This is a genomic window from Pseudomonas aylmerensis (assembly GCF_001702265.1).
Classification (GTDB): Bacteria; Pseudomonadota; Gammaproteobacteria; order Pseudomonadales; family Pseudomonadaceae; genus Aquipseudomonas; species Aquipseudomonas aylmerensis.
This window is the reverse complement of the sequence record NZ_MAUE01000048.1, coordinates 13919-27971: the sequence shown is the minus strand read 5'-3', so window position 1 is coordinate 27971 and position 14053 is coordinate 13919. Positions and strand designations below refer to the sequence as shown.

11 protein-coding genes are annotated in these 14053 nt (G+C 62.3%); 6 read left to right on the top strand and 5 right to left on the bottom strand.

Annotation, left to right across the window (positions count from 1 at the left end; genetic code table 11):
• Positions 1–170: 170 nt before the first annotated feature.
• Both BBG20_RS30380 and BBG20_RS30375 read left to right on the top strand, forming a co-directional pair.
• Positions 171–1889, top strand: a complete 1719-nt coding sequence (locus BBG20_RS30380) for a C13 family peptidase (protein WP_065910049.1) — start codon at positions 171–173, stop codon at positions 1887–1889.
• 29 nt (positions 1890–1918) lie between these two features.
• A complete protein-coding gene (locus BBG20_RS30375; protein ID WP_065910047.1) occupies positions 1919–2560 on the top strand; it encodes an oxidoreductase in 642 nt (213 codons plus the stop codon).
• Positions 2561–2709: 149 nt separating this feature from the next.
• Here BBG20_RS30375 and BBG20_RS30370 read toward each other — a convergent pair whose 3' ends face one another.
• The 5 genes from BBG20_RS30370 to BBG20_RS30350 form a co-directional block, all read right to left on the bottom strand.
• Positions 2710–2994: a YceK/YidQ family lipoprotein gene (locus BBG20_RS30370; RefSeq protein WP_065910045.1), complete on the bottom strand. Its 285-nt coding sequence runs from the start codon at positions 2992–2994 to the stop codon at positions 2710–2712.
• On the bottom strand, positions 2987–3616 hold the full coding sequence (ubiX, locus tag BBG20_RS30365; RefSeq protein ID WP_065910043.1) for a flavin prenyltransferase UbiX: 630 nt from the start codon (positions 3614–3616) through the stop codon (positions 2987–2989). The genes BBG20_RS30370 and ubiX overlap by 8 nt, the downstream gene beginning before the upstream one ends.
• The gene (mpl, locus tag BBG20_RS30360) at positions 3613–4962 is read right to left on the bottom strand and encodes a UDP-N-acetylmuramate:L-alanyl-gamma-D-glutamyl-meso-diaminopimelate ligase (RefSeq protein ID WP_065910041.1); all 1350 of its coding nucleotides are present in this window, start codon (positions 4960–4962) and stop codon (positions 3613–3615) included. Before mpl ends, ubiX begins: the two co-directional genes overlap by 4 nt.
• A 116-nt stretch (positions 4963–5078) precedes the next feature.
• Positions 5079–6137: a hypothetical protein gene (locus BBG20_RS30355; RefSeq protein WP_226939974.1), complete on the bottom strand. Its 1059-nt coding sequence runs from the start codon at positions 6135–6137 to the stop codon at positions 5079–5081.
• A gap of 199 nt (positions 6138–6336) precedes the next feature.
• Positions 6337–8226: a sigma-54-dependent Fis family transcriptional regulator gene (locus BBG20_RS30350; RefSeq protein WP_065910038.1), complete on the bottom strand. Its 1890-nt coding sequence runs from the start codon at positions 8224–8226 to the stop codon at positions 6337–6339.
• A 272-nt stretch (positions 8227–8498) separates the two neighbouring features.
• Between BBG20_RS30350 and exaC the strand changes: the two genes are divergently transcribed.
• The 4 genes from exaC (at position 8499) to eutC (ending at position 13962) form a co-directional block, all read left to right on the top strand.
• Positions 8499–10019: an acetaldehyde dehydrogenase ExaC gene (exaC, locus tag BBG20_RS30345; protein WP_065910036.1), complete on the top strand. Its 1521-nt coding sequence runs from the start codon at positions 8499–8501 to the stop codon at positions 10017–10019.
• Between the two features lie 205 nt (positions 10020–10224).
• Positions 10225–11673, top strand: a complete 1449-nt coding sequence (eat, locus tag BBG20_RS30340; RefSeq protein WP_065910034.1) for an ethanolamine permease — start codon at positions 10225–10227, stop codon at positions 11671–11673.
• A 64-nt stretch (positions 11674–11737) separates the two neighbouring features.
• Positions 11738–13132, top strand: a complete 1395-nt coding sequence (locus BBG20_RS30335) for an ethanolamine ammonia-lyase subunit EutB (protein ID WP_065910032.1) — start codon at positions 11738–11740, stop codon at positions 13130–13132.
• Positions 13129–13962, top strand: a complete 834-nt coding sequence (gene eutC, locus BBG20_RS30330; RefSeq protein ID WP_065910030.1) for an ethanolamine ammonia-lyase subunit EutC — start codon at positions 13129–13131, stop codon at positions 13960–13962. Before BBG20_RS30335 ends, eutC begins: the two co-directional genes overlap by 4 nt.
• Positions 13963–14053: the final 91 nt, after the last annotated feature.

The following is a 14053-nucleotide window of genomic DNA, read 5'->3' as shown; positions in this document are numbered from 1 at the left end:
CTGGCTTGCCAGCGAAAAACGCACAGCCGCCGCATTCCCCTTGAATGCCCGCCGGCAAGCCGGCTCCTACGGATCTGTGGAAAGGCAAAATCCTTACCACAACAGATGTAAATTTATGTATGAAACCCGCAGCTGCGGCATACTCGGCGCTCAATTATCCGGATCCCGCTATGCGCCCACTCGCTCCCCTTGCCCTTGCCCTGTTGCTCACCGCTTGCGGAGACGGCGAATCGCTGTTGCCGCCCGATGCGCGCCTGCCCGATGGCGGCCGTTACCGGGGCGATGTGGTCGATGGCTTGCTGCAAGGCAAGGGTCGCGTGGACTACCCGAACGGCAGCTGGTACGCCGGGCAGTTCGACAAAGGCCAGTGGCACGGCCAGGGCGAGTGGCATGGCAGCAACGGCGAAGTCTATAAAGGCCAGTTCCAGCAAGGCCTGTTCGACGGCCAGGGCAGCCTGACCACGGCCGGCAGCCAGTATGTCGGCGGCTTCAAGAACGGTCGGCGCAACGGCGAAGGCACCCTCAAAGAGGGGCAGATGACCTATCGCGGCGAATTCAAGGACGACCAGTATTCCGGCCTCGGCCGCCTGGAGCTGGCCGATGGCAGCCAATACCAGGGCCAGTTCGCCCATGGCAAGCCGAACGGCGAAGGCCAGCGCAACGATGACAGCGGCAACCAGTTCAACGGCCACTTCGTGGATGGCCAACTGGAAGGCAACGGCACGTTCAACAGCGCCGACGGCGACATCTATGTCGGCCAGTTCAAGCAGAACCAGCTCAACGGCAAGGGCCGCTACGAAAACGCCGACGGCGATGTCTGGATCGGCCAGTTCAAGGAAGGCGCCCTCAGCGGCAAGGGCGAGTTGATCGGCGTGGACGGCAGCCATTATGTCGGCCAGTTCGTCGACTGGCGCTTTACCGGCGAAGGCCGCTTGAACCTCACCGACGGCAGCTTCTATATCGGCGGCTTCGACAGCGACAGCTATCAAGGCAAAGGCACCCTGGTGCTGACCGATGGCACGGTGCAGGCCGGTACCTGGGTCAACGGCATGCGCGTGCGTGATGCCGACGGCAAGCTGCTGCCCGATCCACTGGAGACCGGGATCCTGGCCCAGGGCCACCTGCTCGACGCCGCCCTCGCCGCGGTGCCCGCCTCTACCTCGGCGGTGGAGCTGTACACCCTGGTACTGGCCGGCGACGGCAAACAAAGCGTGTTCCTGCGCGAAGCCGATTACGTCAGCAATATGCTCGCCACGCGCTTCGGTGCCCGCGGGCAGATTCGCCTGGTCAACCACCGCGACCATATCGCCGACCGTCCGATGGCCACGCGCGAAAGCCTGCGGCGCGCCGTCCAGACCCTCGCCGAGCGCAGCGGGCCGGAAGACCTGGTGTTCATCTACCTGACCAGCCACGGCACCCACGAACACGAGCTGGTGCTCGACCAGCCGCGCATGGAGCTGGCCGACCTGCCCGCCGATGAACTGGCGGCGGTGCTCACGCCGCTGAAGAATCGCGACAAGATCATCGTGATTTCCGCCTGCTACTCCGGCGGGTTTATCCCGGCGCTGAAAGATGAACACACGCTGATCATGACCGCCTCGCGCGCCGACCGCGTGTCCTTCGGCTGCTCCGAGGAAGCTGACTTCACCTACTTTGGCGACGCCCTCTTCGCCCAAGCCTTCAACCAGACCGATGACCTGCAGCAGGCGTTCAAGCTCGCGCAGCTGCATGTGACCGAACGCGAACAGGCGGACAACTTCGAAGCCTCTGAGCCGCAGATCTGGGCCCCCAAGGGCGTCATCGCCCACTGGCAATTATTACGCAAGCAGCAGGCACGAAAGGCGCTCGAAAGCGTCTCAATGAATAGCAAGGAAGCCAAAGGCAACTAAGCTGTAATGTGTAACAAGGGGGAAACACCATGTACCTGACACCGCAGCATATCTTGCTCGCCGGCGCCTCCGGGCTCACCGGCGAACACCTGCTCGACCGCCTGCTCAACGAGCCCACCGTGACCCGCGTGCTGGCACCGAGCCGCAAGCCGCTGGCCGAGCACCCACACCTGGAAAACCCGGTCGGCGACCCGGCGGTCTTCCTGCCGCAACTGAGCGGCCGGGTGGATATCGCATTCTGCTGCCTGGGCACCACCATCAAGCAGGCCGGCTCTGAAGAGGCCTTCCGCGCCGTGGACCTGGACATGGTCGTGGCCTTCGCCAAACGTGCGCGGGAAATGGGCGCACGGCACTTGATCGTGATCAGCGCGATCGGCGCCGACCCGAAATCCTCGATTTTCTATAATCGCGTCAAAGGCGAAATGGAACAGGCGCTGAAGGCGCAGGACTGGCCGCAACTGACCATCGTGCGGCCGTCGCTGCTGCTGGGCGAACGCCTGGAGCCGCGCCTGGCCGAGCAATTGGCCGGGCCATTGTCGCGGTTGATTCCGGGCAAGTACCACGGCATTGAAGTCTGCGAACTGGCCCGGGCCATGTGGCGCCTGGCGCTGGAAGAGCAGGATGGGGTGCGGGTGGTGGAGTCGGATGAGCTGCGCAAGCTCGGCAAATAACCTGATCTAAACCCCTGGCGCAGTTTCAAATGTGGGAGCGGGCTTGCTCGCGAAGGCGGTGGATCAGTCAGCTTATTAGTTGACTGGCATACCGAATTCGCGAGCAAGCCCGCTCCCACATTGGCTTTGTGGTGTCTTTAACATCCAGCTTAGAGACCGCCTGTGGCGTTAAACCCAACCCCAAGCACCGTCAACACCGACAGTGGCAACAACAAGGTATCGAGCAGCGCACTGGCCGGCAGGTCGACGTGCGGATAGCTCGGCGCTTCGGCACCGAAGCGGTCCTTGGCGCAGCAGCCGCCGTTGATCGCATACAAATCCAGGCGCGTGCCGGCATACACCACCGGCGCGCCGGGCTGCGCGGCGTCCAGCGTGCGTGCGGTGGCGCAGCCCGCCAATTGCAACGCCACTATCACCCACAGTGCCTTATTCATCGCTGCTCAAATGGTGCTCGCCCCAGCGCGGCAACATGTCCTGAGGGATGTTCAGCAGGTTGAGAATCCGCGCGACTACAAAGTCCACCAGGTCATCGATGGTCTGTGGCTGGTGATAAAAGCCCGGCGACGCCGGCAGGATGGTCACGCCCATGTTCGACAGCTTTAGCATGTGCTCCAGGTGAATGCTCGAATACGGCGCTTCACGCGGCACCAGGATCAATTGGCGACGCTCCTTCAGGGTCACGTCCGCCGCGCGCTCGATCAGGTTGTTGCAGGCGCCCGTGGCAATCGCCGACAAGGTCCCGGTGGAACACGGCACTACCACCATCGCCGCCGGCGCGCCGGAGCCCGAGGCCACCGGCGACATCCAGTCTTCCTTGCCGTAAACCTTGATCTGCCCCGCCGCCGCACCGGTGTACTCGGTGAGGAAGGCCTGCATCATCTGCACCTTGGCGGGCAACGCGACATCGGTCTCGGTGGCCAACACCAATTGCGCGGCCTTGGAGATCAGGAAGTGCACCTCACGGTCCTCGCGCACCAGGCAGTCCAGCAGGCGCAGGCCATAGGGCGCGCCGGATGCACCGGTCATCGCCAGGGTGACGCGTTCCGGGCCACTCATTTCAGCGCCTCGGCAAGCTTGCCATGCAGGCCGCCGAAACCGCCGTTGCTCATGACCACCACGTGGGTGCCCGGTTTGGCCTGATGCTTGACGTGTTCGATGATGCCGTCGATGGAATCACAGACGGTGGACGGCACCGTGCACAGCGCGGCAATCGCCGGCAGGTCCCAGCCGAGGTTGACGGGGGCGTACCAGACCACCTCGTCGGCATCGTTGACGCTTTCCGGCAAGCCGTCGCGGTGTGCGCCGAGCTTCATGGAGTTGGAACGCGGCTCCACAATCGCAATGATCGGAGCATCGCCGACGCGCTTGCGCAGGCCGTCCAGCGTGGTCGCAATGGCCGTTGGATGGTGGGCAAAGTCGTCGTAGATGGTAATCCCATTCACTTCGGCGACCTTCTCCATGCGGCGCTTCACGCTTTTGAAGGCGCTCAACGCGGCAATGCCCATGGACGGCACGACGCCGACATGCCGCGCAGCCGCCAGGGTCACCAGGGCGTTGGCGACGTTGTGCTGGCCCGTCATGTCCCACTCAACGATGCCCTGGGCCTCGCCTTCAAACAGCACTTCAAAGCGCGAACCGTCTTCGCTGAGCAATTTGACTTGCCACTGCCCACCCGCACCAGTGGTTTGCACCGGGGTCCAGCAGCCCATGTCGATCACACGCTGCAGCGCCGGCTCGGTGGTCGGGTGGATCACCAGGCCTTCGCTCGGAATGGTGCGCACCAAATGGTGGAACTGGCGCTCGATAGCCGGCAGGTCGGGGAAGATGTCCGCGTGATCGAACTCAAGGTTATTGAGGATCGCCGTACGCGGGCGGTAGTGGACGAACTTGGAGCGCTTGTCGAAGAAGGCACTGTCGTATTCGTCAGCCTCGATCACGAAGAACGGGGTATCCCCCAGGCGCGCCGATACCGAGAAATTCTGCGGCACACCGCCGATCAGGAAGCCCGGGCTCATGCCTGCGTGCTCCAGGACCCAGGCGAGCATGCTGCTGGTGGTGGTCTTGCCGTGGGTGCCGGCGACGGCCAACACCCAGCGCCCCTGCAGCACGTGATCAGCCAGCCACTGCGGGCCGGAGACGTAAGGCAGGCCTTTGTTCAACACGTACTCGACCGCCGGGTTACCGCGCACCATGGCGTTGCCGATCACCACCAAATCCGGTACCGGGTCGAATTGCGCCGGGTCGTAGCCTTGGGTCAGCGCAATGCCCTGGGCCTCGAGTTGCGTGCTCATGGGCGGGTAGACATTGGCGTCGGAGCCCGTCACGTGATGGCCCAGCTCTTTGGCCAATACCGCCATTGACCCCATGAACGTACCGCAGATACCCAGAATATGAATGTGCATAGTCGACCTCGTAAAACATCGAGGCAGGTTAGCGCAGGGAGGGCGAAATCGCACCTTTTATACGGCCAAAGGCCGAGCGAAGAGCACCTGGGTACTACACTCGGCCCGGGCTGTGTTCAGGCGCTGGCTTCGGCTTTATTTTGACTGTCTTTCATTGCGGCCAGGAACCGCAACTTTTCATAAGCCTCGGTCATGCACGCAAACTTCTTTTCCATCAGGTCGAGGCGATCTTTCGGTTCAGTGGGGGTGGGCAACCCGGGCTTGTAGGGTTTGAACACCAGACCGTTCTGCCGCGAGGCTTTTTTCAGGTGTTGTTCCGATACACCGAGCAACTTCTCGAGATTACCCAGGCGCCCGACATTATCAGTCGGCCAGGTGTCATCCTTGGTAAATACACTGCTTGTATCCCCGAGCGTGAACATGACCGTCGTGGCCATGCCCAGCAATTTCATTTCAACCTCATCCAACTGTGCACTGACCGGATCTGCCGATGACGGGGTCGATTGCACGGGCGCAGATCCGCCCGTGGCCTTCGGCGGGCTAGCGGCCCCCGGCAAAAACGGTGGCGGCAGCACCCCGGGCGCATAGCTTGACTTGATGGACTCCCCCGAAGCGACAGAGCCTGCATAGGCCGCGACGTTGATCGGCGCACTGACCAAGCCGGTGATCCCCGCACTGATGAACGCGTCACGGGCAACGCGGCTGGCATTGGGGCCTGTGGATATAACGCCGGCCTTGACCAGGCTATTGGCGTCGATCACTCGCTTGGCGGCCTCGGCAACAGTGATCGGCGCCTGCTTGCGCAACTGAGTCATGAGCAACTCGTCACTCACCTTGATTTTGTTGGCATGCACGATGGCCTGCCCGGCCTCCTTGAACTTGTCCACCGACAGCGGCTGGCCCGGTTTCACGGAGGGGCCGGGCTTGGGCAAAGGCTTGGGCGCGGGTGTCGGCGGCCGGGGGATAGGCGCAGGCGCAATGCTGCCAGGCGACGGCAGGGAGGGTGGCGCTGAAGGCCTTCGTCCGAACCAGGAAAAGCCCTTTATCGCCCTCTTGTTGCGCATCAAGGGCTGATCGGCAGCGTCGGCGTGTTGCTCCACGGTTCGCGCGGGCGGCTCTTCTATCGATACGGGCTGTGGAGGAATGAAAGAAACAGCAGGCGGTGCAATTTTCATTAGGGATACCCATTAAGTTTTTATTGTTTGAAAGTTCACTTGGCGTTACCCAAGTTGAGTAACCCCGTGGCACTTAACAGTTCCTGTCAGAGCAGCCCAATACAACTTGAACGGGTTATTCCAACTTAACAATAAAAGCACTTAATGACTGATAACTGCAGAACATCCTCCCTACAAGAACCGTCGAAAAACACCGAACTTATACCCCAGCCAACCGCGTGATCCGATGTTTGCGCAACTTGCGATACAGAGTATTGCGGCTTACCCCCAAGTGCTCGGCAGTTTGGGTCATGTGCCAGTGCTGACGCTCCAGCGCCGCCAGCAAGGTCTGGCGCTCGGCATCATCGAGTGGCAACTCGGTGACCTTGTGCGCAGGCGCCTGGCGCAGCAACGCGGGTAAGTCCTCCAGCCCCACACGCCCGTCATCACAAAGGGCGACCAGCGTGCGCAATACCGTGCGCATTTGCCGAACGTTGCCCGGCCAGGCGAACGCCAGCAGTGCCTGGCGTGCGGCGGGTTCGAGGCTGACCGACTGGCCCGCTGATTCCTCAGCCAGCAGGAAGTCGAGCAACTGAGGCCGGTCACTGCGCTCGCGCAACGGCGGCAACGCGACTTCCAGGCCATTGAGCCGGTAGTACAAGTCTTCGCGAAAACTGCCGTCCTGCACGCGCCCGAGCAAGTCACGGTGAGTTGCGCTGATAATCCTGACGTTCACCGCCTGAGGCTCACCGCCGAGGGGCACCACCATGCGGTCCTCCAGCACCCTTAATAGACGGGTCTGCAATGCCAGCGGCATGTCACCGATTTCATCGAGGAACAGCGTACCGCCGTCAGCCTGTTGCAGCTTGCCCTGCATACCCTCCTTGCGCGCGCCGGTGAAGCTGCCGCCGCGATAGCCGAACAGCTCGCTTTCGATCAGGCTTTCCGGGATGGCGGCACAGTTGAGGGCCACGAAAGCCTCGTCGGCGCGCTGGCTGGCCTGATGCACCGCCTTGGCGAACGCCTCTTTGCCGGAACCGGTTTCGCCGTTGATCAGCAAGGGCACGTCGCGCTCGAATACCCGCAGTGCCTTGCGAAAATCATTCTGCAGCGCCGGGTCGCCCAGGTAGATACCGGGCAGGCGCGGCCGCGCAGGTTCAGGCTTGAGCAATGGCGCGGGCTGGCTGCGCGCTTGCCCACGCAGGGCGGCGAACAGGTGCCGGCCATCCCGCGTGCGCAAGGGCCAACTGGCGGTGGCATTGGCGCTGGCGCGACCGAGCAGTTGATCCAGTGAACACTCGAAAAACGCCTCCACTGGCTGCCCCAGCAGACCACCGCGCCCCTGCCCCAGCAGGTTCAGCGCACTCTGGTTGACCGCACAGATGCGCCCTTCGCCGTCGAACGCCAGCAACCCTTCACTGAACAGGCCCACGGATTCGGCCTGCAGGTGAAAGCGCAGCAACCAGTGGTGCTCAAAGTGACGCAGGAAGTAGCAACTCTCGATCATCTTCGCCGACAGGTTGACCAGCGCCATGGTGTGGAACTGGCTCTGGCGCGAGACGGCTTCGCGGGCCGAGGACACATCCAGCACGGCCAATAGCTCACCGTGGGGATCGAACACCGGGCTCGCCGAACAGGTCAACCCGGTATGCCGGCCACGAAAATGCTCATCACGGTGAATCGTCAGGGATTGGCGCTCCACCAGGCAGGTGCCGATGCCATTGGTGCCCTCGCAGGCCTCACTCCAGTCGGCGCCCAGCCACAGCCCGGCGCGCTCGAAGATCCTGCGCTCGGACGGCGCGGTGACACAGTTGAGGATCACGCCCCGCGCATCCGTCAGCAGCACGGCATGGCCGGCACCCGAGAGCTGCTGGTGCAGGCTGTTCATCTCGCTGCCCGCGATCTGCAATACCTGTTGCAAGCGTTCGCGGCTTTCCAGCAGGCGGCCATGCTCGAGCACGGTGGGGGCAATGGTTTGCGCAGGATCGAGGTGGTAGTCCTCCAGGCACCGCAGCCAGGAGCGGGCGATGGACGGGTCGCTGGACGGATCGCGGCCATGGGCCACGGTGAGGACTTGCTGGGCATGGCGACTGAAATGATCGTTGTGCATTTCTTATTATTCTCCCTGCGTGAGAACAACCAGCATCCCCCAGGCATCCGGCCAATGCAATCCCGGGGCGACCCGTCGGTCACCGGCTGTACCGTCCATGGCACAAACTGTCACCCAGGCTGTACCGAGAGTGTCACAGCAACGCCTTGCAACAAACCCCAAGCCCTTGATTTACCTGGCCCACAAAGCACTGGCCCAACCTTTGCTCTACGCTTAATCAAGCGCTTTTGCGCGCTGTACTCCAATAAACATAAAAGCCAGGAGAATCCACCATGCGTTACGCACACCCCGGTACCGAAGGCGCGATCGTTTCGTTCAAGGCCAAGTACGGCAACTACATTGGTGGCGAATTCGTTGCGCCGGTCGATGGCAACTATTTCACCAACACCTCGCCGGTCAACGGCAAGCCCATCGCCGAATTCCCGCGCTCCACTGCCAAAGACATCGACAAGGCACTCGACGCCGCCCACGCCGCCGCCGACGCCTGGGGCAAGACCTCGGCCCAGGACCGCTCGCTGGTGCTGCTGAAAATCGCCGACCGCATCGAACAGAACCTCGAACTGCTGGCCATCACCGAAACCTGGGACAACGGCAAGGCCGTGCGTGAAACCCTCAACGCCGACATCCCGCTGGCCGCCGACCACTTCCGCTACTTCGCCGGCTGCATCCGCGCCCAGGAAGGCACCAGCGCCGAAATCAACGAACACACCGCGTCCTACCACTTCCACGAGCCACTCGGCGTGGTCGGCCAGATCATCCCGTGGAACTTCCCGCTGCTGATGGCCGCGTGGAAACTCGCCCCGGCCCTGGCCGCCGGTAACTGCGTAGTGCTCAAGCCTGCCGAGCAAACCCCGCTGGGCATCAACGTGTTGCTCGAAGTCATCGGCGACCTGCTGCCGCCGGGCGTGCTGAACGTGGTGCACGGCTTCGGCAAGGAAGCTGGCGAGGCCCTGGCCACCAGCAAGCGCATCGCCAAGATCGCCTTCACCGGCTCCACCCCCGTGGGTTCGCACATCATGCATGCGGCGGCGGAGAACATCATTCCGTCCACCGTGGAGCTGGGCGGCAAGTCACCGAACATCTTCTTTGCGGACATCATGAAAGCCGAGCCGACTTTTATCGAAAAAGCCGCTGAAGGCCTGGTGCTGGCGTTCTTCAACCAAGGCGAAGTGTGCACCTGCCCCTCGCGCGCCCTGGTGGAAGAGTCGATCTACGACGACTTCATGAAAGTGGTGATGAAAAAGATCGAGCAGATCAAGCGTGGCGATCCGCTGGACACCGACACCATGGTCGGCGCCCAGGCGTCCGAGCAGCAGTTCGACAAGATCCTTTCCTACCTGGAAATCGCCAAGGGCGAAGGCGCGCAACTGCTGACCGGCGGCAAGGTCGAGCAGCTCACCGGCGACATGGCCGGCGGGTATTACATCCAGCCGACCCTGCTCAAGGGCACCAACGAAATGCGTGTGTTCCAGGAAGAAATCTTCGGCCCGGTGGTGAGCATCACCACCTTCAAGGACGAAGCCGAAGCCCTGGCCATCGCCAACGACACCGAGTTCGGCCTGGGCGCCGGCGTATGGACCCGCGACATCAACCGCGCCTACCGCATGGGCCGTGCGATCAAGGCCGGCCGCGTGTGGACCAACTGCTATCACCTGTACCCGGCGCATGCCGCGTTCGGTGGTTACAAGAAGTCCGGTGTGGGCCGTGAGACCCACAAGATGATGCTCGACCACTATCAGCAGACCAAAAACCTGCTGGTGAGCTACGACATCAATCCGCTGGGCTTCTTCTAACCGACAACCCGCTCCCACATTTGAAATGCAATAAAAATGTGGGAGCGGGCTTGCTCGCGAATGCGGTGGGTCAGCCAAAGACTCAGTGACTGACACACCGCATTCGCGAGCAAGCCCGCTCCCACACTTGATCTTCACAAGACCTTGCTACTCATTCGGCTTACTTAAGTAAGCCGGGAAAAAACAATAAGAAAGGGATTCCATCATGCCTAGCGAACCGAATAGCGCTCCGGCGTCCGGGTCTTCCGTCGACTTCGAAAAAGTCGACTCCCAATACTTCCAACAACGCGAACTTAAAAAAGGCGCTGCCGGCTGGGTCCTGCTGGTCGGCCTTGGCGTGGCCTATGTAATCTCCGGCGATTACGCCGGCTGGAACTTCGGCCTGGCCCAGGGTGGCTGGGGCGGCATGTTTCTCGCCACATTGCTGATGGCCACCATGTACTTGTGCATGTGTTTTTCCCTGGCCGAATTGTCATCCATGATTCCTACCGCCGGCGGCGGCTACGGCTTTGCGCGCAGCGCTTTCGGCCCCTGGGGCGGGTTCCTCACCGGCACCGCTATCCTCATTGAATACGCGATTGCCCCCGCTGCCATCGCGGTGTTTATCGGCGCTTATTGCGAGTCGCTGTTCGGCATCGGCGGCTGGATGATTTACCTGGCGTTCTACATCATCTTTATCGGCATCCACATTTTTGGTGTCGGCGAAGCCTTGAAGCTGATGTTTGTGATTACCGCCATCGCCGCGATCGCCCTCGGCGTGTTCCTGGTGTCGATGGTGCCGCACTTCAATGTCGCCAACCTGCTGGACATCCCGGTCACCGAGGCCAAGGGTGCCAGCACCTTCCTGCCGTTCGGCTATGTCGGCGTGTGGGCCGCGATCCCCTATGCCATCTGGTTTTTCCTCGCGGTGGAAGGCGTGCCATTGGCCGCCGAAGAAACCAAGAACCCCAAGCGCGACCTGCCACGCGGCCTGATCGGCGCCATTGTGGTGCTGACCAGTTTTGCCTTGTTGATCCTGGTGATTGCCCCGGGCGGCGCCGGCACCTATGCGCTGGTCAAATCCGGCAACCCGCTGGTCGAGGCGCTGGCGCTGTCGTACGGCGGTTCGACCTGGATGGGCAGCTTCGTCAACCTGGTCGGCCTGGCTGGGCTGATCGCCAGCTTTTTCTCGATTATCTACGCCTATTCACGGCAGATCTTCGCCTTGTCTCGCGCCGGCTACCTGCCGCGCAAGCTGTCACAGACCAACAAGAGCAAGGCCCCCGTGCTGGCGCTGGTGATCCCCGGCATCATCGGTTTCGGCCTGTCGCTGACCGGCCAGGGCGACTTGCTGATCCTGGTGGCGGTGTTCGGCGCGACCATTTCCTACGTGCTGATGATGGCCGCGCACATCACCTTGCGCATCCGTCGCCCCAAAATGGACCGTCCGTACCGCACTCCCGGCGGCATCTTCACCTCCGGCATTGCCCTGGTGCTCGCCTGTGTGGCCGTAGTGGCGGGCTTTCTGGTGGATCCGCGGGTGGTGATTGGCGCGGCGATCATCTATGGAGTATTAATTGCTTACTTTGCTTTCTACAGCCGGCATCACTTGGTAGCAGGCACGCCCGAAGAGGAATTCGCGGCGATCCAGGCCGCAGAGGCCGCCTTGCACTGATAGCCGTAAACCTCGACGCGGGTTCGATTCTCACATCGGGCCCGCGTCATCCAGGAGACACTGTATGGCAAGCTTTTCCCACGCGGTGGGTGCACAGACCTACCGCTTCGACAGCCTCAAGGACGTGATGGCCAAGGCCAGCCCCGCACGTTCCGGGGACTTTCTCGCCGGCGTCGCCGCGCAGAACGACGGCGAACGTGTCGCGGCGCAAATGGCGCTGGCGAATATCCCGCTGAAGCACTTCCTCGAAGAGGTGCTGATCCCCTATGAAAGCGACGAAGTCACCCGGCTGATCATCGACACCCACGATAAACCGGCGTTTGCCGCGGTCAGCCACCTGACCGTCGGCGGCCTGCGCGACTGGCTGCTCAGCGACGCCGCCGATGAACAAAGCCTACGCGCCCTGGCGCCGGGGCTGACCCCGGAAATGGCCGCTGCCGTCTCCAAAATCATGCGCGTGCAGGACCTGGTGCTGGTGGCGCAGAAGATCCGCGTGGTCACCCAGTTTCGCGGCACCATGGGTCTGCGCGGACGCCTGTCGACGCGGCTGCAGCCCAACCATCCCACGGATGAACCGGCCGGCATTGCCGCGAGCATCCTCGACGGCCTGCTCTATGGCAACGGCGACGCCATGATCGGCATCAACCCGGCCACCGACAGCATCGCCTCGATCTGCGCCATGCTCGAAATGCTCGACGCGATCATCCAGCGCTACGAAATCCCGACCCAGGCTTGCGTGCTGACTCACGTCACCACTTCCATCGAAGCCATCAACCGGGGCGTACCGCTGGACCTGGTGTTCCAATCGATTGCCGGCACCGAAGCGGCCAACGCCAGTTTCGGCATCAGCCTGAGCGTGCTGCAGGAAGGTTACGACGCCGGCTTGAGCCTGAATCGCGGCACCCTCGGGCAGAACCTGATGTATTTCGAAACCGGCCAGGGCAGCGCCTTGTCGGCCAACGCGCATTTTGGCGTCGACCAGCAAACCTGCGAGACGCGAGCCTACGCCGTGGCCCGGCATTTCAAGCCATTTTTGGTGAATACGGTCGTAGGATTTATCGGCCCGGAGTACCTGTACAACGGCAAGCAGATCATCCGCGCCGGCCTCGAAGATCACTTCTGCGGCAAGCTGCTCGGCGTGCCGATGGGCTGCGACATCTGCTACACCAACCATGCCGAAGCCGACCAGGATGACATGGATACCCTGCTGACCCTGCTGGGCGTGGCCGGGATCAACTTCATCATGGGCATCCCCGGCTCCGACGACATCATGCTCAACTACCAGACCACCTCCTTCCACGACGCCCTCTATGCCCGGCAAACATTGGGTTTAAAGCCGGCGCCGGAGTTTGAACAGTGGCTGGCGAAAATGGGCATCTTCACGCAAGCCGACGGCAAGGTGCATTTCGGCAACAGCCTGCCACCGGCGTTTCGCCACGCCCTGGCGCAACTGGGATGAAGGAGCCGCCCGTGCAACTCGACCTGCCTGACAACCCCTGGCTCGAACTGCGCCGCCTGACGCCGGCGCGCATTGCCCTCGGCCGCACTGGCACGAGCATTCCCACCGGCGCACAACTGGACTTCCAGTTTGCCCACGCCCAGGCGCGGGACGCGGTGCACCTGCCCTTCGACCATGGCGGCCTCAGCAGCCAACTGGCCGAGCGCGGGCGTCACAGCCTGTTACTGCACAGCGCCGCCGTTGACCGCCATACGTACCTGCAACGCCCGGACCTGGGTCGGCGCTTGAGTGACGAGTCGGCCCAATTACTGCGCGATCATGCATCGTCCAACCCCGGCGGCGTCGACTTGGCAATCGTGGTAGCCGACGGCCTGTCGGCACTGGCGGTGCATAAACATACCCTGCCGTTTCTTACACGTATGGAGGAACAGACCCACGCCGAAGGGTGGTCACTGTCACCGGTGATTCTGGTGGAACAGGGCCGCGTGGCGGTGGCGGATGAGATCGGGCAACTGCTCGGTGCGAAGATGGTGGTGATCCTGATCGGCGAGCGGCCTGGGCTCAGTTCGCCGGACAGCCTGGGCCTGTACTTCACCTACAACCCCAAGGTCGGTCTCACCGATGCCTATCGCAACTGCATCTCCAATGTGCGCCTGGAAGGGTTGAGTTATGGCATGGCGGCCCATCGCCTGCTGTACTTGATGCGAGAAGCGTGTCGCCGGCAGCTGTCGGGGGTCAATCTGAAGGATGAGGCGCAGGTTCAGACCATTGAATCCGATGACCCTGACCTGATGAAAGGCAATTTCCTACTCAGCCCGCCCACGGACTGATACCGGCACGATTGCGCTTTTTCACGCCTTTAGGCAGCATCGAGTTACGGCCGCGTGTGTGGTCATACCCCATTTGGAAGTTGAGGCCTGG

Excerpts from the sequence above, each read along its gene's own strand:
- BBG20_RS30380 (WP_065910049.1), top strand. The coding sequence starts at position 171 with ATGCGCCCACTCGCTCCCCTTGCCCTTGCCCTGTTGCTCACCGCTTGC.
- BBG20_RS30375 (WP_065910047.1), top strand. The coding sequence starts at position 1,919 with ATGTACCTGACACCGCAGCATATCTTGCTCGCCGGCGCCTCCGGGCTC.
- BBG20_RS30370 (WP_065910045.1), bottom strand. The coding sequence starts at position 2,994 with ATGAATAAGGCACTGTGGGTGATAGTGGCGTTGCAATTGGCGGGCTGC.
- ubiX (WP_065910043.1), bottom strand. The coding sequence starts at position 3,616 with ATGAGTGGCCCGGAACGCGTCACCCTGGCGATGACCGGTGCATCCGGC.
- mpl (WP_065910041.1), bottom strand. The coding sequence starts at position 4,962 with ATGCACATTCATATTCTGGGTATCTGCGGTACGTTCATGGGGTCAATG.
- BBG20_RS30355 (WP_226939974.1), bottom strand. The coding sequence starts at position 6,137 with ATGAAAATTGCACCGCCTGCTGTTTCTTTCATTCCTCCACAGCCCGTA.
- BBG20_RS30350 (WP_065910038.1), bottom strand. The coding sequence starts at position 8,226 with ATGCACAACGATCATTTCAGTCGCCATGCCCAGCAAGTCCTCACCGTG.
- exaC (WP_065910036.1), top strand. The coding sequence starts at position 8,499 with ATGCGTTACGCACACCCCGGTACCGAAGGCGCGATCGTTTCGTTCAAG.
- eat (WP_065910034.1), top strand. The coding sequence starts at position 10,225 with ATGCCTAGCGAACCGAATAGCGCTCCGGCGTCCGGGTCTTCCGTCGAC.
- BBG20_RS30335 (WP_065910032.1), top strand. The coding sequence starts at position 11,738 with ATGGCAAGCTTTTCCCACGCGGTGGGTGCACAGACCTACCGCTTCGAC.
- eutC (WP_065910030.1), top strand. The coding sequence starts at position 13,129 with ATGAAGGAGCCGCCCGTGCAACTCGACCTGCCTGACAACCCCTGGCTC.